The organism is Nostoc commune NIES-4072 (assembly GCF_003113895.1).
Lineage (GTDB): Bacteria > Cyanobacteriota > Cyanobacteriia > Cyanobacteriales > Nostocaceae > Nostoc > Nostoc commune.
In genome coordinates this window covers 5469828-5490219 of the sequence record NZ_BDUD01000001.1, presented here as the reverse complement: position 1 = coordinate 5490219, position 20392 = coordinate 5469828, and the positions used below count along the sequence as shown (strand labels likewise).

Here is a 20392-nt window from a genome sequence, read left to right as displayed (position 1 = left end):
TTATTGTGATTCCAATTGATAAATTCAAGTGATTAAAAATATTTTTGGATGGGAAGCGATCGCTGATTTTTTTGGTTACATCATCGAGATAGCACCCATCAATAATTTCGAGTTTTCAGATCGGGTGCCGCAGCTACGCCCCTCGTAGACATCGCCTCATACCTAATTAGAAAGCATTGCCAGACTAGGTAAAAGCCGATATGTTTCACTTTTAATTAAGATAGAGAGTCCCAAGTAAATTAAGACAAAGGGGAAAATTTTGCGACCGAAGCGAGTTAAAACGGGAGCCATGAGAGGATTACGAGTCAGGTTGTAAGACAGTAAACACCACACCCCAACAGTAAAGTAGCAAACGCACAGAATTACACCTAAACTTGGAAGATTGGTACTGGCAAATAATGGTACATAAATCCCAATGTTGTTTCCTCCATTGGCAATGGTGACAGCAGAAACGCGGTAGGTTTGCGGATCGCGGATGGTTGCTAATAATGATTTCTTCTGGCGTCCAGATTTAACAGGAGAGGTTAAGTCAACTGACACAGCTTGCACTGTCTCTCCTTCCTCTTCTCGACTGATGAGATTACTGATACCAATGGCGATGGGAAGCAAACCTAGTAATCCAATCCAGGTGCTGGGAATAAGCAGACCGCCGAAGAAACCAGGGAGACTAGCGCATACTAAAGCAGTGAAACCCAGAAATTCACCAATAATAATATGCTTAGGACGAAAGCTGCGATTGACTTTTCCGAAGAAAGCTGTCAAATATAAATTGTCGTCAAAGGTGGTTGCAAAAGCGACAGAGATTCCAATAATTAATGTACTAATTAGCCAACTCATAATTGCTGCTCACGATAATTCAATGCTGTTTGTCCTAGTCCTTCTCTGTTCCTTGATGTCAGGGCAGTTCAGGAGATTTTATGACTGTTTTACCTAACGACCACCGATCGCTAGTTCCCCAGTTTTCAGAAGCTATCGCCTCTAATCAGATTGGTGATTTTTTCTCAGCAAGGTACCTTGGGAGCTCATGAAGTTAATATTATGGCTTTCACCCAAATAAGAGCAAATACTCTTGTTTTTTAAAACGATAAATAAAAGTGATTCATAACTTAACGATTATGTTTGCCTCGTTTCCTCGTTCCTGGAATGCATTCATTGAGACTCTGACTCAATGTTTGACCCGAAGCAGCAGCCCTAATCAGTCACAGAGCATGGGAACGAGAGAAAACTAATACTGAGTTTGAGGAGTTTCTCTGCGTAGTTTACCGCCGTAGGCATTCAATACTAGGACTTACGCAAAAATTGCTAAAAAGCTTAATTTCTCGAACCGCCAAGACGCCAAGAGCGCCGAGAATTCGTAGAGTGTGCGTAAGTCCTAAATACTTTTCGGATAAACCCAATAATCTCTCTTTTGGTCTGGGGAAAGTTTAAGATATTCTTGACCGCTAGCGTTCAACATCGGTTAATATGACTAATCGCGTGGCTTCAGTTTTAAAATTTACAGTAATGTTTGATATTTAACTTGTAATTATGCTAACCAGTGTTGACCGTTTATTATTTGTCCGGCGAGTCCCAATTTTTAAGGAATTGCGGGATGATTTTATTGTGCGGCTCACTTCAGTAATGAACGAATTGTCATTTCCAGCTAATTACACGATTTTTCGCCAGGGAGAAGAAGGGCGATCGCTCTATATTGTCGTTTCAGGCCGAGTTAAAGTTCACATTGGCAATAAACAGTTGGCAGAGGTGGAACAGGGAAAATACTTTGGTGAGATGGCAGTATTTGATACTCAACCTCGTTCTGCCAGTGCAACGACTTTAGAACCTTGTGAATTTTTAGAACTGACGCAAGAGCAGTTGTATGATGCGATCGAAGAAACCCCTGAAATTGCAGTGAATATCATTCGTGAGTTATCCCGTCTGATTCGTAAGTTGAATGACGATCTGAATGTAACCTCTTTACGCAGTTAATAATCAAGTCAATCTTGAACAGTCGAAAGTAAATCTAACGAAACTAATAGAAGAGAATCAGAAAAATCATGGCAGCAGACGCGGTAATCTTGCGCCTAGAAAAGGTTACGGAACAGCACGCCGATATCCTCTACTCCTGTATAAGCAACCCACATCTGTACGAATATCTTGAGGATCAAATTCCGACTTTCATGGAGGTTAAACAAAAATTCAAGTTTGCCGCGCTAGAAAAATCACCCGATAACGAGACTATGATCTGGCTGAAATGGGTTGCGATAACTCCCCAAAACCAACACGTTGGTGTTGTCGAGATAGGTATTTTTGATGATCAATATGCGGAAATCGGCTTTATGACATTTGTTGGTTTCCAGAACCGGGGATACGCTAACATCTACAATTCTCTAGCCATCGCCGAAACCCAACGACGCTTTAGCTTATCCACACTACACGCGTCGGTAAACCAGTACAATATTGCCTCCCGTAAAGTGGTCGAGAGGCTTGGGTTCCAATTGCACAAAATCAATCGAAACGCAGAGTTTGTTAAAGACAAACCTTCTGATGAATTCATTTACCGCTTGACCTTCTGAGGTTTTTTTTGAAGCGTAGGTTTCCATAATAAAAACATTCTCTGATACTTTTAAATTCATTCAACTGGGTTTTGCGCTTGCTTAAATCCACGTGAGTTCGACGGATAGAAAAGCCCAAAAAGCTTGCTAGATATGAATTTGCTTAACTGGACAGGCGAAGTGCGATCGCTAAGATTGATTGAGAATGAGCAAAAAAGGCACAAAAAAACGCCGAGACTAAAAATATCTAAGAAAAATGAGGGTCTCGGCTATGTCTACCATTGTATCTCACCTCGATATCGTACAAATCTTCTGTGACGTAGATGATTTTTGCAATCAGTGGGAGAACTTGTGGCAACAAGTGCCACAGTTACCATCCACAAAGGGAGAGCGCCGCAGCAAATCAAAAATGCATTTATCAGAGGTGATGACAATTGCGATCGCATTTCACGGTAGTGGTTATAAGACTTTCAAGGAGTTCTACACCTTGCACGTGCTACAAAGTTGGCGTGGAGCGTTTCCCAACTTGGTGAGCTACACCAGGTTTGTGGAACTAATGCCTTGGTGTTTAATGTTATTGTGTTGTTTTTTACATACACGCACGGGAGAGGTTACAGGGATTAGTTTTATTGATTCTACCCCGATAGACGTTTGTCACAATTGTCGCGCACACGCCCATAAAGTTTTTAAGGGGTTAGTGAAATGGGGTAAAAATTCTGTGGGCTGGCATTTTGGATTTAAACTTCATTTGATTATTAACGATTGTGGAGAATTACTGGCATTCAAGCTAACTCCAGCTAATGTAGATGACCGTAAGCCAGTACCTGATATGACCAAAGACTTAATTGGTAAACTGTTTGGAGACCGAGGATATATCTCACAAAAATTATTTGAGGAGTTATATCAGCGAGGTTTAGAGTTAGTTACGAAATCTAAAAAGAAGATGAAAAACCGTTTGGTAAAACTGATTGATAAAATTCTTTTACGCAAACGGGCGGTAATTGAGTCTGTCAATGACCATCTCAAAAATATGTGTCAAATAGAACACTCTCGACATCGTAGTGTCTTTAACTTTTTGGTCAATCTGATGGCTGGACTGGCTGCTTACACCTATTTGCCCAAAAAACCGTCGATTGATATTTACCCAAAAGATTTACCTGCACTACCTCCTGCCGTTTTTTAGCTCCGTCGAACTCACGTTAAATCCACGTTCATGAAGGTGCTACTTTCAGACATTCTTTAAGAAACTGCTGGGGAATTTCTTCACTTTCCCCCCAGTGCAGATGAATATAAGAAGCGTGAATATTTGCAGGTAAACCCCATCCCTCGCATCCCATATTTTCGTCACAATCGTAGCGAGAAGTTTCAAATAGGGGCTGAGTGGGAGGTAAGGTTAAATGGGAACGATGAAACTCATGTCCGTAAACAGTTGTATTTGCCTTCACTAACAGATTATCTTGCAAAGCTATTGCACGACGATAGCCTAAAGTTAAACGCCCACCCATTACAGCAGATGTGGGTAAAACTCCCGTCATTGACCAAGATTTTCCCTCAAAATCGATAATTTGCTCACATAAATACATTAATCCTCCGCATTCGGCAACTGTCGGCATTCCTTGAAGAATTGCTGTTTTCACTGCATCACGAACGCTAGTATTTTCTGCTAATTGCTGGGCAAAAACTTCTGGGAAACCTCCCCCAAAATACATTCCCTGCACATCTTTTGGTATTGCAGCATCTTCTAGGGGACTCCAAAAAACCAGTTCTGCACCAAGCTGTTGCAGCAAATCAAGATTGTCTTGGTAGTAGAAATTAAAAGCGCGATCGCGGGCTACTGCAATCCTGACTGAGAATGACGGGAGATCAAGGGGATAGAAGGGATAAGGGAGAGGCTTTGATTTTAACAGGGGTAATAAGTGTTGCCAATCGAAGCAGGTATCTCCTAAATCGGCGAGGCGATTAATTAAAGCGTTGAGTTCGGGAAGTTCTGCTGTGGGGACTAAACCCAAATGGCGATCGGGAATTGTGATGTTATCTTGACGGCGCAGTACGCCGAGAATCGGTAATTGTAGGGGTTCTAGAGAATCTTTGAGTAGAGAAAGATGGCGATCGCTCCCTACGCGATTTAATACTACCCCAGCTATTTTAATTCGAGGATCAAAAGACTGGTAGCCATGAGCGATCGCAGCTACAGAACCAGATAAACGGCTGCAATCAATTACCAACACCACAGGTAAATCTAAAAGCCGCGCGATATGTGCTGTACTTGCAAAATCAGTAATTTGTCCTTTGTCATTAGTCATTAGTCCTTGGTCACTTGCAAATGACAAAGGATTAATGACTAATGACGAAATTCCATCAAATAATCCCATCACCCCTTCGACTAGGGCATATTCACTCAGTTGGCTGTGACGGGCAAAACATTGTTGAACGTAGCCTTCAGAAGTCAACACTGGGTCTAAATTCCGACAAGGAAGACCAGTTACATGTTGATGAAACATCGGATCAATGTAGTCTGGGCCTACCTTGAAAGATTGCACTAGGCGATCGCGACGGCGTAAAGATGCTAAAAGAGTGAGCGTGACTGTTGTCTTACCCACCCCACTACGTTCCCCAGCAATGATTAAAGCCATAAATGAAACAAATGAGATTTTTATACCAGTTAGAAACAAGAAAACCAGCCAATTAGGGGAGTTATGCTGAAAAAGATTGATAATATAGCTAGAGATTAGCCGACATCTGATAGTAATGAGCCATCAAAAGAGGAACGTTTTATGATCGTTGTTCATCATCTTAACAACTCGCGATCGCAGCGTGTGCTGTGGTTGCTTGAGGAATTAGGTATCGAATATGAGATCAAATTCTATGAACGCGATGCAAAAACGATGCTAGCACCAGAGTCGCTGCGCCAAGTCCATCCGCTTGGTAAGTCACCAGTGATTACAGATGCAGACCTCACCATCGCTGAGTCAGGCGCTATCATCGAATACCTCGTTAATCGCTACGGCAATGGTCGGCTAGTCCCAGCATCCGATACACCGGAGCATCTGCGCTATACATATTGGCTGCATTACGCTGAAGGCTCTGCAATGCCACCTCTGGTAATGCGGGTAGTATTGAACAATTTTGGGGCAGGGAACAGCAGCGTTGTTAGTGGATTTGTCGCACCTCAGATCAAACTTCACTTTGACTACATAGAAGATGAACTACGTAAAAGTACGTGGTTTGTCGGTGAGGAATTCACCGCCGCCGATATCCAAATGAGCTTTCCTCTTGAACTAGTCGCTATGCTCCCCGAAGAGGTGGAGAGCCGACCAAAGATCAAAGAATTTATTGATCGCATTCATGGGCGACCTGCTTACAAACAGGCACTTGAGCGTGGAGGCGAATACGACGTATCTTTTTAATAAATTTGGGAAAAGTAACAACAAAATATCTAATGACCACCGTAGTAGGTAAAATATGTTCAAAGGTTCTCTGCTAATTTGATTACGCGATCGCCCAACGCATCTTCAAACCGTTATCAACTCGCAAAGCTTTCCTTGTCATTCACTTTAAATAATTATAAAAATTCCCCCCTTCCTGGGTCGGGAAGGGAGGTAGGGGGGTTAGACCTGAATTAATGAGCCAATTTGAAAATATTTGCTGTCACTCCCAGACTTTCTTCAAAAAGTGACTCGCGGCCCCAGCGTTGCACCTGCTGACTCAGCAAAGCTTCCGCCTTTTGTTCCGAAAGTGAAGTCACCTGTTGAAACAGACCGGCAGACTGAGCGCCACCGTGGGTTTCCATCCGCATACAACCACCAGTTTCTGAGCAGATAACTGTACCACAATCTGCCTGGGGATTTGTCGAACTAAGGCGCAGGGCAATCAAATCGCCGATAATATCGCCCACATTAGCAACCGGAACTCCTGCTAACTCTGCTTCTACTTGTCGCTGCTCTTGAGCAATAAAACGGATGCGAGTGATGTCGTAATCACCGCTTTCTTTTTCATAAGAAACTGGCTGCCATTGCAACCGACTTGCCAGCCAACCCAAAAACAGCAAAGCTTGGCCAGGATTGCCTTTTTCGTAATCAATCGTAACGCGGTCAATTTCTTTGAGAGCGGCGCGACGGTTAGGTGAGTCGTAAGCCTCAGCTGTCAATTCCTGCCATGATGCGAGGCGACGCCAGTTTAAATCAGCTAAAGGTACACCCGTTTCTACCAACTCTTGTAGGTGGAGTAAATCACTTTCTGGGTTGTTAAAGTTGCAAGAATCTACAATCACATTATTGCAGACTGCTGCTAGGCGCTTAAATAGACCGTTGTTAGGGTCTGGTGTTGCCTTCCACCAGAGAAACTTTGGCAAGCCGCCAATCAACAAGGCCGGAATCATACCACCGATGCGTTCTAAAGCAGCAGCAGTTCCACTGAGAGTGATGTATTCGCAGCAGATGAGTGTGCTTGACGATTGCTTTTGGATGGGGCAATAAGCAGAAACTTGAGCCTTAACCCCTTCATCTTCGCCAGCAATGGGAAATAGCGCAATGATGCGGCAGGGGTTGCGAAGAGCGATTTCATCGGCAATTCTGGGGCTACCGCTACTTAACCCAGCAGCAGGATATTCACTTCCAGATCCACCTCGCTGACCTTTAGCGAATTCTTCTCGTAATACAGTCAGAGTTTCTGGTGTTGCTGTTCCAGTTTCTGGTAGATTGTGTTTCTTTTGGACTTCTCGCAATGCTGCCACCATCTGTGGCCCTAAAATCCCATCAATTGGGCCGTTGTAAAATCCCAAAGCAGCCAACAAATACTGAGTTTCTTCTGGTTCGTAAACCACTAAAGTAAATGTAGTTGCCCTAGTAGCACTGGGAAGTCCACCGTCTTCGCCAGTAATACCGTAACTTTGCCAAATTTGATTGAGTTCGGCATCTATTTCGTTAAGCGAAATATCTTTCGGTGCCTGGAGTGAGAAAATTGTAGAAGTTTGGGTAGGCATAGTAGTTTTAGATTTGTCATTTGTCATTTGTCATTTGTCATTTGTCATTTGTCATTTGTTTTTACTAGTGACTAATGACTAATGACTAATGACTAATATTTAGAGTCTGCGCCAGCGACGGCCATCCTGATTAATTAAGAGTTCTGCTTCTGCTGGTTCCCAAGTACCGGCTTCGTACTGGGGAATAGTATTTGGATCGGTGGGTGCATCCCAAACGGAAAGGGCTGGTGTTACTACCTGCCAAGCTGCTTCTACTTCATCCGCCCGTGTGAACAATGTTTGATCGCCCATCATACAATCAAGGAATAGGCGATCGTAGGCATCGGATGTTGCTTGGATGCCAAAGGAACCATAACTAAAGTCCATGTCAACGGAACGGGTGCGGAATTCTGCCCCCGGCATTTTCACATCAAAACGCAGGGAAATACCTTCATTTGGCTGAATCCGCATCGTCAAAATGTTGGCGTTTGTTTGTTGGGCAGCAGATTGGAACATCCGAGACGGAACTTCGCGGAAGTGAATGGCAATCTCACTCACTTTTTTCGGCATCCGCTTTCCGGTTCGCAAGTAGAAAGGAACACCTTTCCAGCGCCAGTTATCCACCACAAACTTCATCGCTACATAAGTGGGTGTGGTGGAGTTGGGGTCAACGCCTGGTTCTGTGCGATACCCTGGCACTGCTTGACCTTTCATCCAGCCAGCACTGTATTGCCCACGGACTGCTGACCGCGACAGATTGTGAACATCAGCTAAACGAGTAGCTTGGAGTACCTTCACTTTTTCTGTACGGATGCTATCGGCATCCATTGCGTTGGGTGCTTCCATCGCCGTTAAGCAGTAAAGTTGCATGAGGTGATTTTGCAACATATCCCGCAGTGCGCCAGCGCTTTCATAGTAACCAGCCCGGTCTTCCACTCCTACAGTTTCTGCCACGGTAATTTGTACGTGGTCAACAAATTGACGATTCCACAGGGGCTCAAAAATCGCATTGGCAAAGCGAAACACCAGCAAATTCTGGACTGTTTCTTTACCTAAGTAGTGGTCAATGCGGTATACTTGGTTTTCTTTGCAATATTTCTGTACCACTTGGTTAAGACTTTGGGCAGAAGCCAAGTCCCGACCAAAGGGTTTTTCAACTACTAGACGATGTTTGTAGGGATCTTCTAGCATCCCACCGCTTCCTAGCTGCTTAATCGCTTCAGGAAAGAATGAAGGGGCAACGGAGAGGTAGAACATGCGATTACCTCGCGTGCCCCGTTTTTCGTCTAATTCACTCAATAAGGTTTTTAGTTTCTTGTAGCTTTCGGGGTTGTCTATATCCCCAGGACTGTAGAACAGACCTTGAGAGAAGTCTTGCCAAAGTTCCCCTAAATCGACATCAGGATGTGCCTCTTCCATGCCCTTCTGCATTTGTTCACGGAAGTATTCATGGCTCCACTCTCGACGCGCTACGCCGATAATAGTAGTTTCTGGCGGTATGCGCCGTTCTCGCCGCAATTTGTAAAGTGCAGGCACTAGTTTGCGCCAGGTGAGATCACCAGAAGCGCCAAAGATAACTATAATCTGGGGTTCGGGCATCCCTTGTTGTTGCAGACCAACGCGCAAGGGATTTTCTAGCAGACTAACCATAGGAATTTTGGATTTTGGATTAGGGATTTTGAGATTGGGGACTGGGTATTAGGGACTGGGTATTGGGTATTGGGTATTGGGGGTTTAGTATTAGGAAAATTGTTTACCAGTCCCCAGTTCCCAGTCACCAGTCCCTAGTCCCTAGTCCCTACACTGGTGACAATACCTTGATCTTGTCTTCTAAAGAGTTCATCAAGGACTGGAAGGGCTGAATGAATTTGTCAATACCTTCAACTAACAGTTCATCCATTACGGCATCAAGATCGATGTTGATGTCGGGATCTTTGAGGTTTTTGATCAGGGTGTAGGCATTATCTACATCTGTTTCTAAGCGATCGCCTACGTTACAATGATCGGCACAAGCTTTAATCGTCGCTGGTGGTACGGTGTTAACGGTATCTCGCCCAATCAACTCTTCGATATACATTACGTCGTTGTAATGGGGGTCTTTGGTGCTGGTACTAGCCCAAAGTAGCCGTTGTACTGTGGCCCCTTTTGCTGCTAAGGCTTTCCAACGATCGCTCTGGATAATTTTCTTGTATTCCTGGTAAGCAATCTTGGCGTTAGCGATCGCTACTTTCCCTTTAACATCTCTTAGCTTTGCTTCCACAGAAATATCATCAACGCCTTTTTTCAACTTAGCATCAATTTTGGCGTCAATATTGCTATCAATCCGGCTGAGGAAGAAACTGGCGACTGAAGCAATTCTACTGATGTCCTTGCCCTCAGCCAACCGTTTTTCTAAGCCACGAATATAAGCCCAAGCTGTGTTTACGTAGCTTTCTACAGAAAACAGCAACGTAATATTAACATTCATCCCTTCGGCTATTACCTGCTCTACTGCTGGCAAACCAGGTTCTGTACCGGGAATTTTAATCATCAGATTTTCCCGACCAATTTCTTGGAAATACCGCCGGGCTTCGGTTATTGTTGCTTCAGTATCATGGGCGATAGTTGGTGGAACTTCAATACTCACATAACCATCTAGTCTATTCGAGGCTTCATAAACAGGGCGTAAAATATCACATGCATAACGAATATCTGCAAAAACTAGGGATTCGTAAATTTTGTCTGTGGGTAAGTTAGCGCGAACTGCGGCTTCTATATCAGCATCATAAATGACGTTACCTGCGATCGCTTTCTCAAAAATAGCTGGGTTAGAGGTAATCCCAGAGATCCCTTGATTTTCAACCAGGTCTTTGAGTTCGCCTGATTGAATAATGTCACGGCTCAAATTATCCATCCAGATACTTTGACCGTATTGCTTAATTTCTAGTAGATGATTGGTAGACATAGCTCTAATTTGTTTCACTCCTGTATAGTGATATTTCTAAGTAAGTTGGCAAAACCCATCAAAATTTGATGCTTACTTTTGAATTGTGGCGTTGCCAATCACTTATCGCATCGGCCAGCTGAGATAATCTTTAATACATCTTTAAGAAGTGCTATTCTGCATCGCCAATCTTAAATCACCATGATTAACTTTTAATTCATGCCAGATGCTAGACGCATCCTTGATCCTTTTATTACCGTCTTCTAGTGCAGCATGGCAAAAATAACTATCCAGTTGAAAAAATTTAAAAAGCTTTATTTACAAGCTTTATTTGCTCCTAAATTGTGCCTTTTTACACTGATTAAGGTCGGCAGAAATAAACTTACTATTTCAGTACAGCCAAAAAGCCGAAAATTAAAGCATGAGTGACTTTTGACTTTTGATTTTTGATTTTTGACTTCCGCCTTGCTGTGCTAGTGTCCGTTTTGAATAAAAGACTCCACCTTTGCTACATCCTCTTTGCTACCAATAATTAAAGGTGTGCGTTGATGCAATTTTTTCGGTACTACATCCAAGATATCCATCAGTCCTGTAGTGGCGCGACCACCTGCTTGTTCAATCAAATAGGCTAAAGGAGCAGTTTCATAAAGCAAGCGCAATTTCCCTTCTGGGTTTTGAATTGTGCCTGGGTAGAGAAACACGCCGCCTTGAACCAAAATTCTATGGATGTCGCTCACCATTGCGCCGCTATAACGAGCGCTGTAGCCTTCTGTGCGATGAACATAGCGGATGTATTCTCGAATTGATTCTTCCCACTGCCAGAAGTTACCCTCATTCACGCTGTAAACAGAACCGTGGTTAGGAATCCGAATGTTTTCTTCTGTGAGAATAAATTCTCCTAAGCTGGGATCAAGGACAAAGGAATGAACGCCCTTACCTATAGTATAAACCAGCATTGTGCTGGGGCCATATAGAATGTATCCGGCAGCGAGTTGCTTACGTCCGTTGGTGAGGAGGTCAGTTGCTTTGTGATCGCTATCAGTTCCTTCTTGTTGGCGAATGGCGAAAATGGAACCTAAGCTGAGATTATTATCAGTGTTGGATGAGCCATCAATTGGATCATACAGCAGGGTATAGCGACCAATCGGGCAATTTTCCGGGATATAGTAGGGTTTTTCCATTTCCTCAGAAGCTAGGCGACAGACTAAGCCGCTTTGCTTAAAAACTGAGATAAATACATCATTGGCATAAACATCCATCTTTTTGACGGATTCTCCTTGGACATTAACTTCCCCAGTAAATCCGAGAACGCCTTCCATTAAACCAGCGCGGCTCATGCGGCGAGCAACCAGTTTGCCGGCCAGGGCGATGCGATTCATCAGCGCACTTAAATCCTGTGCATCTGGTGAAAAACTTTGAAGTTGCTGTAAGACGTGACGCGATAAGGTTGTACAATCACGATCTAAGGATTTGTCTGTAATTTCATTGATAGACGATTCTATTGAATCTGGCGCTTTAGCCATTTTTATGTTCTCCGCAGCCACTAGCTGTTAATTTGGGTTTTAGTCGTGTATGGCAACTTATGGTTGCTGCTTCTATCTTAGAAAGGTAATTTGATAACTTAGATGCGACTTTAGATAAACTAAAGAAATGAATTTTTAGTGGCTCTTGCACTTATAGCCTAGATACGTAGTAATTTGTCTAAGAGGTTGCTTGAAAAGTCCTCTTATTGGTAGCAAAACGTTCTAGATCATCAAGCGAACATGATATCAGTCGTGACGGGAGTCACTTCAGAGCTAACGGGAGTCACTTCAGAGTTAACGGGAGTCACTTCAGAGTTAACGGGAGTCACTTCAGAGTTAACGGGAGTCACTTCAGAGTTAACGGGAGTCACTTCAGAGTTAACGGGAGTCACTTCAGAGTTAACGGGAGTCACTTCAGAGCTAACGGGAGTCACTTCAGAGTTAACGGGAGTCACTTCAGAGTTAACGGGAGTCACTCAGTCGTGATGTTGCCAGGACAGTTTCTGCATTTAGGGTGAGTTATATCTTGCACCTGCCTATCCCGCTTGAGAAGAAATTCTCTTTTCTTATAGCCCAAGTCCACTAAGGGTGGACTACAACCCTTACTTAGTCTTTAATAGATAGACTTTAGCTATAAACCTGGTAAATTCATTCTGGGTCATTTGCAAAACTTCTCTCTAAATCTCTCTCTTTTTAGGAAAGAGACTTTGAATTTCCTCCCCTTCCCGCGACGAGTTGGGGGTTAGGGGGTTAGGTTTTTGGTGGATTTTTCCACATAACGTGAAAAGTCAGGTACAACGGGTTCTGCTAAAAAGCGGCCTTAAAAGTCACCTATATTAAAGACGGCAAAATTAAGGGATTACGTTGCCTATGCTGTTAATTATATTTGGCATGATGCTGTCACTAGTTTAGCTGATATGCGCCGCACTAATTCAGGCGATCGCACCTGAACCGATGATTAAATTAATTTGTTAAAAGCTGTTGGTTTATCAGAATTTCCCTGTGCGCCTTTGTTTTGCGTTATGTGGAAAAATAATTGCGATACAGCTAAAGCGGTGGATAAACAGAGGATAACTCAATATTGACACTGTTTATGCTGGAGCTTGGTGTTAGAAAATTTGTGAATGGTCGCGAGAACACCTTGTTTTATTTGTTAATTAATCTCATTGGTGGTGGTAATTGCTAGGTAAGATAAACAGTGGAAACACTCATTTATCCGGGAGTAATAAACATGGCAACTACCCACGGCCCCTCTGAAAACAACTATCTAGCTGCGACTCCAGAAAACGATCAAATATACGGCTATAAAAGTAATGACACTGGAGAATTAAACGCTAGCCCAACGGAGAAAGTATTAATTTTACAATCTCTTGTGTGCAACAGCACTGCTGCTGGCGGAGATAATCCCGACCAAATATCGCTGATAATCCAAGGCAACGATGAAAATAGTTTGAACTTTCTTATGTTCCCTAAACAGCATGTCCCACTCGCACCTTGGAGCCAGAATTTTCATAGCACAGCTGACATAGAACTATTTGCTGGGTCTAAGAGGCTTGGTCGTGAAACTGTCAGTAATTCTGGAGACAGTCCGCTCTCATTCACCAAGCGTAAAGCTAGCTACACGCTGACATTTCTGGTAAATCCTACAAATAGCTCTGCCATATAGCGGATTCATAAATAGAGCAGTACTAGAAAACAGCATCACAGTGGGACGAAATGTCAACAATTAAAATGCCTACTAACCTATCCAAGGTTTAGGCAAAGTTGAGGCAATTGTGTTGGTTTAAAAAGAGCCATTTGCTTGTTAGTAGTGCGCTCTAAACAAACGGCAGGTACTAGGCTAATTCTTAATTATTACCAGTTATAAATGAAACAGCACACTCAAACATTCTGGCTTACAGGCGGGATTTTTCTTTTATGTCTAGCCGAGTTCAGCTCTACCCAAGCACAAAACGTCCCGGTTGCAGATACGACCTTGCCTGTTAATTCCGTGGTTAACCCCCCCAAAGACAATATTAGCGCTATCACTGGGGGAACCGTGGCGGGTCAAAACCTATTCCACAGCTTTCAGCAATTCAATATTGGCGAAGGACAAACAGCCGATTTCGTTAGTCCTAGCGCGGCTATCGCAAATATTTTAATTCGAGTGACGGGTGGTAGCCGTTCGCAGATTATGGGAACTCTCAGTACCTCTGGTCTTTCTAATCCCAACTTATTTTTAATAAACCCTAAAGGGATTGTTTTTGGTGAGAATGCCCAACTGGACATTCGTGGTTCGTTTGTAGCGACGACAGCCAATGCTATCGAGTTTAGGAATCAAGGCTTTTTCAGTGCTTCTGTTCCTAATAATCCTGAATTACTGACGGTGAATCCTTCTGCTTTTCTATTCAATCAAATTGCCAATCAACCGATAGATTCTATTCAAGTAAATAGGGCATCTCTATCGGTTGATAACGGTCAGAATTTGTTGTTGGTGGGCGGCAATGTCACCTTAGATAAAGCAACTTTGGATGCACCAGATGGCCGAATTGAGTTGGGAGGAGTCGCAGGATCTACAACAATAGGGCTAAATGTTGAGGGTAATACTCTACGTTCAAATTACCCTACACAAGTGCAACGAGCAGATGTATTACTTACGAATGGATCTCAAATTAATGTAACTGACAAAGGAGGAGGTAGTATTGCAATCAACGCACAAAATTTAGATGTTTTGGAACGAAGTACTCTTGAGGCTGGGATAGGAAGAGATTTAAAGTCAGACGGCACTCCAGCAGGAGATATTACGCTCGATGCTACAGAAGAAATGAAAATTTCCGGCAAAAGCTTTATTAGGAATGACGTGGATTTTGAAGCCGTAGGTAATTCTGGCAGTATCTTCATTAAGGCAGGGTCGCTCTCCTTAACCGATGGGGCTAAACTCGAAAACAGGCTCTTGGGCGAGGGAGAGACTAAAGGTATATTTGTGCAAGCTAATAAGTTTGTATCTATTGCAAATAGTTCTCTTACTACGAGTCAAAATGAAGAGACAGGCGTTGGCAATTCTGGTAATATCAATATTCAAACTGGGTCTTTATACTTGACCAACGTTTCTAAATTGGATACCACTACTGCTAGAGAAGGGCGTGCTGGGGACGTGATTATTGATGCTCAAAATATCGTCTCAGTTGAGAATAGCCTTATATCCAGCGATACTTTTGGGTTGGGAGATGGTGGCAGTATCAAGATCACGGCTGGGGAACTTACCTTAACTAAGGGTGGTGTAATATTGTCCAGAACCACTGGAAAAGGAAATGCAGGCACTATTACTATCAATCCTGTCAATGCTTTTAGCTCTGTCAACATTTCTGGGGTTAATCCAATTCCAGATAATGCATTCTCTAGCGGCTTGGTAACTTCTACTGAGAAAGAAGGCGCTGGTCAGGGTGGCAATATTAGTGTGACGACTGGAGAATTGCGCGTATCAGACGGAGGAGTTTTGATTGCGCGAACTAGAAATGCCTCCCCAGGCGGTAATATCACTGTTAACGTCAACACTTTTGAGGCTACTAGTGGCGGACAAGTCATCACCAGTACCTTCGGCACCGGACGTGCAGGTGATATCACGGTGACAGCCAATGACAGAGTAAAAATTTCTGGGAGCGATCCGACTTACTTTGATCGGTTTCAGCAGCAATTGAATCCGACTATAGTTGATAATGATGGTTCTGCCAGTGGTTTGCTTGCTCGCGTAGCAGGTCAGGAAACTGCTAATGCAGGTAACATTCTAGTAAAAGCTCGCTCTATCAGCTTAGACAACCAAGCAATGATTTCAGCTACAACCACATTAGGCGAGGGTGGTAATATTGAGTTGCAACCGCAGGACTTTTTGCTAATGGGCGGTGGCAGTCAGATATCCACCACCGCAGGTACTCAAGGGGCTGGTGGAAACGGCGGCAATATCACCATCGATGCCCCTAATGGCTTCATCGTCGCCAAACCTAATGAAAACAGCGACATTACCGCCAATGCATTTAGTGGTAGTGGTGGAAGAGTCAAAATCAACGCTACTAAGATTTTTGGAATTGCACCACTAACTACCGAAGACCTTAAAAGATTGCGCCCTACGGATTTAGACCCGCGTGAACTTCATACGAATGATATTACGGCAATTTCCCAAACAAGACCTGATTTAAGCGGCATTGTAGATATCAATACTCTCAATGTTGACCCCTATCGAGGATTAATTAACTTACCAGCCGTACCAGTTGATACTCAAGTGTCTCAAATTTGTGAAGTGCGTCCTGGTGAAAATGAAAGCAGTTTTACGATCACCGGACGCGGCGGTTTACCACCCAACCCCACCAAAGACATTCTCATTCTTGATGTAGTTAAAGTAGATTGGGTAAGTCTCAAGCCAAAGGGTGAAAACCACTCTAGTACAACTGTTTCAACTCAAGCAAATAATTCTAGTCCAGCGCCGATTGTGGAAGCGCAAGGGTGGATGATAAATGCTAAAGGTGAAGTGGTACTCACGGCTAATGCGCCCACAAACACACTTCATAGTTCGTGGCAGAACCTAGCTAATTGCCGTAGCAATTTTTAGATTTGAGATTGCCAACTGGGTAATTGCTTTGAAATCATCAATTATAAATTACCCTCAATACAGAAGCGATCGCAACTAAGGTTGCAACTTTTGTGGCTAACATTCCGGCTTTTGTTAACTGATCGCCTTGTTTTATTTCTTAACCAATCTCATCTTTAATGCGAATTGCTAGGTAAAATTAACAGTAGAAATACCATTTATCCCGGAGTAACAAACGTGGCAACTATTTACGGCACCTCTGGAAACAACAGTCTAACTGGGACTCAAGGAAACGATCAAATATACGGCTATGGAGGCGCTGACACTTTAAGAGGTGGGCTAGGTAATGATTACTTAGAGGGAGGAGGTGATAATGACTATCTCACTGGTGGTAGTGGTAGAGATACCTTCGTCCTGAATTACTCAGGTGGCGGTATTGATACAATTCCAGACTTCTCAGTTAACGAGGATATTCTGAAAATTACTTCAACTACTATTGGCTACTCTCAGTCTGTTATAGGTACACCATCATCTCTGAGCAATTATAAAGATGGTGCTATTGACTCTACTAAGGTTACAACTAGTTCACAAACGCTCGGAACGAGTACCGCTACCCAATCTGCTGATATTTTTACATATAACCCAAGTACTGGTGCTCTATTTTATTCAAGTTCCCAGATAGCCTGGCTACCTCGTTACCTTGACTGGAGTTCAACTAATGTAGTAACTTCGACAGCTAATAATAATATTAATGCATCAGAAATCTAACTCCCCAGCGAAGTTTTCTACTAAATTTAGGAGAGCCAAACTCCCCTCATAGGGTTCGCGCTTTGATCACGGAATTGGTGTTCTAGCTGCGATCGCGTTGTTTTGTTTTTTGACCAATGTCATCTGTAATGCTAATTGCCAGTTAAAATCAGCAGTAGAAACACTAATTTCTTCGGGAGTAAGGAACATGGCAACTATTCACGGCACATCTGGAAACGACTATTTAACTGGAACTTCAGTAAACGATCAAATATACGGCTATGCAGGCAATGATACTTTAATAGGTGGGGCAGGTAATGACTACTTAGAGGGAGGAAGTGGTAATGACAGACTCACTGGTGGTAGTGGTAAAGATACCTTTGTCTTATATTACTCAGGTGGCGGTATAGATACAATTACAGACTTCTCAGTTAACGACGATATTCTGAAAATTAATACCCCTACTATTAGCGGTACTAACACCATCTCTAAAAGTTCTACAGGCAATGACACTTTAATAGGTAAATCCAGTAAAGACTCCTTAGCAGGAGGAGTTGATAATGACATTCTCACTGGTGGCAAGAATAGTAACACCTTGCCTGCTATTCAATCGACTAACTCTACAACTGATGTTTTAGGATCAACAAAAGTTCCGAGTGAAGACATAAGATTTCCTACTCCTATAGATCAATCTCCACAAATAACAGTAATTGGTGGAGGTGTGGGATTGCCTAGTTATTGTAGCTATAACGCAAATACTGGTGCTCTATTCTATGTTGATCAGCAGTTAGCTTGGCTACCTTGTAATCTTCAATTTGCTAACAATGTATGACTTACGCAGTCACAGAAAAACGAAAATAGCAGGTATAGTTTTCAAGGCTTCTAATTAGATTTTTCAATTACCTTTTTGCGATGCCTGTATTGAAAAGTGAAGCTCGTTCCTCTCTACGAGACGCTACCGCTAACAATTCGCCTTTGGCGTTACCGCAAGCAGACGCTTGCAGACTTGCTCTGAGCATATTTTTTTAAAGAAGCAAGCTACGCATAGGGTGTCGTAGACAAGCCTGTTGTAGAGAAGGCTTTGGGCTACGCTATCGAGGGAGAACCGCCGCTCCGACACCAGTTGCTTCTCCTGTTCAGAGACTCTACGCGAGCAAGCTTTAAGAGTAGGGAAGTCGGGAAACCATCTGTTAGCGCCTAGCTCGACTTTTTACTGTGATTTGAGCTAGCCTACGCAAGCAATAAAGGGTGATTTGCAAAGGCTAAAAAACTTATTTCGGTTGATAAGCAGGATGATTATTTGGTAAAGTGCGTAAGTCTTAACGTGAATTCTACGCCTTATTATAGTGTCTGCTTAATTAGCTTAATCAAAAAGACCTGTTCCTGATTTTACTATGCAAAATCGTCCCTCTCCCCTATCGGAGAGGGACTGCTTTGAACTTTAGTTCAAGGCAAAGAGAGGTTTGTCGAACTCACCTTAAGTCTTAAAATTCATACAGTCATTACAGTGACAACAGCAGAATTAGTAATCAAAAACCTAACCTTCCAGCAGAGTTACCTGGAGAGAGGCACGGGCAAAGAAAGGTTCGCACAAGCATTACTAAAGTGGTGTTCTATCTTGTAATGAAATAACTATCAAGGGTTAGGAGATAAGTTCTGTGAGTTTAAGAAGTTGGTTTGGTCACGGTTGTCACTTAGGGTTGCCCTGCTTGGTGATTCTAGTGGGTGCGATTGGAATACAAGGAGGCTTACGCACATCCGCTCAGGTCACTGCTGATCCTTCTGTGGGAACTCAAGTGCAGCGAATCGACAACACTACCTTGGATATTACAGGGGGTACAACCGTTGGCAATACAAATTTATTCCATAGTTTTAGCAACTTTAGTATTCCAAGTGAGCAGGTAGTCAATTTTCAAAATGCCCCTACCATCAACAATATTTTGGTGCGAGTTACAGGGAGAAATCCCTCTGATATCCAGGGAACACTTCAAACTCAAGGTAATGCTAATTTCTTTTTAATGAATCCCAACGGCATCATATTTGGACAAAGTGCCTCATTAAATGTTAATGGTTCATTTATTGGCACAACAGCTAATGCGATCCAGTTTCCGGGTGGTGGAGAATTTTCCATGACTTCACCCGTCAATCCGCTTAACCCCTTGCTGAGAGTGAATCCTTCTGCATTTCTATTCAATCAAATTTCATCCCAGCCTGTTGCGCCGATTCAAGTCAATGAAGCAGTTCTATTCGTTCCTGAGAATCAGAATTTAGTGCTATTGGGAGGCGATGTGAATTTAGAAGGAGCGTTCGTGGTGGCTCCAGATGGTCGAATCGAATTAGGAGGATTGGCAGCAGGGGGAACGGTAGGGTTGAATATTGATAACAACAATTTCCGCTTAAGTTTTCCTGAGAGTGTAGCGCGAGCAGATGTATCTCTTACCAATTTCACTACAGTAACTGCTAGTGGTGAAGGCGGCGGTGGTATCCAAATACAAGGCAGGCGCATTACATTCGATAGTTCTGATATTGCGGTTAATGCCCTAGTCTCAAAATCGGGAGGAACATTAGGGGTGAACGCATCGGAGTCAGTAGAACTCTTACGAGGAAGCCGTCTTTTGGCTGAGACAACAAGGTCTGGAACTGCTGGAGACTTAAGGATTGAAACTGGGCAATTAATTGTTCGAGATGGTTCACAGATTTCAGCTTCCACTTCTCTACAATCTACAGGAGGGGGAGGAACTTTATTTGTCAACGCCAGGGACTCTATCCAACTCATTGGAACCTCCCTAATTATTGAAGGTGAAAAACCCACGCCTAGTGGACTGTTTACCATAACACAAGGTGCTGGAAATGCCGGAGAATTAAGAATTGAAACTGGGCAATTAATTGTTCGAGATGGAGCGCAGGTTGCAGCTTCCACTTCTAAAGAATCGACTGGAGAGGGAGGAACTTTATTTGTCAACGCCAGGGACTCTATCCAACTTATTGGAACAAATGGTGAGAGTAGAAGCGGCTTATTTGTTGGGACTCAAGCTACTGGAAATGCTGGAGAATTGAAGATTGAAACTGGGCAATTGACTATTCAAAATGGAGCAAGAATTTCAGCTTCCACTTCTAAAGAATCAACTGGAGAGGGAGGAACTG

At 43.1% G+C, this 20392-nt stretch carries 17 protein-coding genes; 10 read left to right on the top strand and 7 right to left on the bottom strand.

All coding sequences use genetic code 11. From position 1 onward, the window contains the following. Window positions 1–162: 162 nt before the first annotated feature. Window positions 163–837, bottom strand: coding sequence for a cadmium resistance transporter (locus CDC33_RS24350; RefSeq protein ID WP_109011107.1), 675 nt, complete (start codon window positions 835–837; stop codon window positions 163–165). 690 nt (window positions 838–1527) lie between these two features. On the opposite strand from CDC33_RS24350, the gene CDC33_RS24345 reads away from it, so the two are divergent. The 3 genes from CDC33_RS24345 to CDC33_RS24335 all read left to right on the top strand — a co-directional run bounded on the left by CDC33_RS24345 (window position 1528) and on the right by CDC33_RS24335 (window position 3717). Continuing rightward, the gene (locus CDC33_RS24345) at window positions 1528–1968 is read left to right on the top strand and encodes a Crp/Fnr family transcriptional regulator (RefSeq protein ID WP_109011106.1); all 441 of its coding nucleotides are present in this window, start codon (window positions 1528–1530) and stop codon (window positions 1966–1968) included. 68 nt (window positions 1969–2036) lie between these two features. Further along, window positions 2037–2555 (top strand): GNAT family N-acetyltransferase, encoded by a 519-nt coding sequence (locus tag CDC33_RS24340; RefSeq protein ID WP_109011105.1) that lies wholly within the window; start codon window positions 2037–2039, stop codon window positions 2553–2555. Between the two features lie 250 nt (window positions 2556–2805). Beyond that, window positions 2806–3717, top strand: coding sequence for an IS982 family transposase (locus CDC33_RS24335; RefSeq protein ID WP_109011104.1), 912 nt, complete (start codon window positions 2806–2808; stop codon window positions 3715–3717). A gap of 28 nt (window positions 3718–3745) precedes the next feature. Here CDC33_RS24335 and CDC33_RS24330 read toward each other — a convergent pair whose 3' ends face one another. Then, a complete protein-coding gene (locus tag CDC33_RS24330) occupies window positions 3746–5167 on the bottom strand; it encodes a cobyrinic acid a,c-diamide synthase CobB (protein WP_109011103.1) in 1422 nt (473 codons plus the stop codon). 141 nt (window positions 5168–5308) lie between these two features. Between CDC33_RS24330 and CDC33_RS24325 the strand changes: the two genes are divergently transcribed. After that, window positions 5309–5941: a glutathione S-transferase family protein gene (locus CDC33_RS24325; RefSeq protein WP_109011102.1), complete on the top strand. Its 633-nt coding sequence runs from the start codon at window positions 5309–5311 to the stop codon at window positions 5939–5941. A gap of 212 nt (window positions 5942–6153) precedes the next feature. Here CDC33_RS24325 and opcA read toward each other — a convergent pair whose 3' ends face one another. The 4 genes from opcA to fbp form a co-directional block, all read right to left on the bottom strand. Then, on the bottom strand, window positions 6154–7515 hold the full coding sequence (gene opcA, locus CDC33_RS24320; RefSeq protein ID WP_109012692.1) for a glucose-6-phosphate dehydrogenase assembly protein OpcA: 1362 nt from the start codon (window positions 7513–7515) through the stop codon (window positions 6154–6156). Window positions 7516–7614: 99 nt separating this feature from the next. Continuing rightward, a complete protein-coding gene (gene zwf / locus CDC33_RS24315) occupies window positions 7615–9144 on the bottom strand; it encodes a glucose-6-phosphate dehydrogenase (protein ID WP_109011101.1) in 1530 nt (509 codons plus the stop codon). Window positions 9145–9292: 148 nt separating this feature from the next. Beyond that, window positions 9293–10438 carry a transaldolase gene (gene tal, locus CDC33_RS24310; protein ID WP_109011100.1) on the bottom strand — a complete coding sequence of 382 codons (1146 nt, stop codon included), beginning with the start codon at window positions 10436–10438 and terminating at the stop codon, window positions 9293–9295. Between the two features lie 452 nt (window positions 10439–10890). Beyond that, a complete protein-coding gene (fbp, locus tag CDC33_RS24305; protein WP_109011099.1) occupies window positions 10891–11940 on the bottom strand; it encodes a class 1 fructose-bisphosphatase in 1050 nt (349 codons plus the stop codon). Window positions 11941–12180: 240 nt separating this feature from the next. Here fbp and CDC33_RS37940 point away from each other — a divergent pair, with 240 nt between their 5' ends. The 4 genes from CDC33_RS37940 to CDC33_RS24280 all read left to right on the top strand — a co-directional run bounded on the left by CDC33_RS37940 (window position 12181) and on the right by CDC33_RS24280 (window position 17269). After that, the gene (locus CDC33_RS37940) at window positions 12181–12426 is read left to right on the top strand and encodes a hypothetical protein (RefSeq protein ID WP_146195859.1); all 246 of its coding nucleotides are present in this window, start codon (window positions 12181–12183) and stop codon (window positions 12424–12426) included. 745 nt (window positions 12427–13171) lie between these two features. Continuing rightward, window positions 13172–13606, top strand: a complete 435-nt coding sequence (locus CDC33_RS24290) for a hypothetical protein (protein ID WP_109011097.1) — start codon at window positions 13172–13174, stop codon at window positions 13604–13606. 201 nt (window positions 13607–13807) lie between these two features. Further along, window positions 13808–16522 carry a two-partner secretion domain-containing protein gene (locus CDC33_RS24285; protein WP_109011096.1) on the top strand — a complete coding sequence of 905 codons (2715 nt, stop codon included), beginning with the start codon at window positions 13808–13810 and terminating at the stop codon, window positions 16520–16522. 216 nt (window positions 16523–16738) lie between these two features. Further along, complete coding sequence (locus tag CDC33_RS24280) at window positions 16739–17269, top strand: calcium-binding protein (RefSeq protein WP_219930064.1); 531 nt, start codon at window positions 16739–16741, stop codon at window positions 17267–17269. Between the two features lie 66 nt (window positions 17270–17335). Here CDC33_RS24280 and CDC33_RS41385 read toward each other — a convergent pair whose 3' ends face one another. Next, window positions 17336–17458, bottom strand: a complete 123-nt coding sequence (locus tag CDC33_RS41385) for a hypothetical protein (RefSeq protein ID WP_280524433.1) — start codon at window positions 17456–17458, stop codon at window positions 17336–17338. On the opposite strand from CDC33_RS41385, the gene CDC33_RS24275 reads away from it, so the two are divergent. Beyond that, window positions 17457–18080, top strand: coding sequence for a calcium-binding protein (locus tag CDC33_RS24275; RefSeq protein ID WP_109011094.1), 624 nt, complete (start codon window positions 17457–17459; stop codon window positions 18078–18080). The genes CDC33_RS41385 and CDC33_RS24275 overlap by 2 nt on opposite strands. Window positions 18081–18906: 826 nt before the next feature. Then, a partial coding sequence (locus CDC33_RS24270) for a filamentous hemagglutinin N-terminal domain-containing protein (protein ID WP_181374121.1) occupies window positions 18907–20392 on the top strand: 1486 nt, incomplete at its 3' end.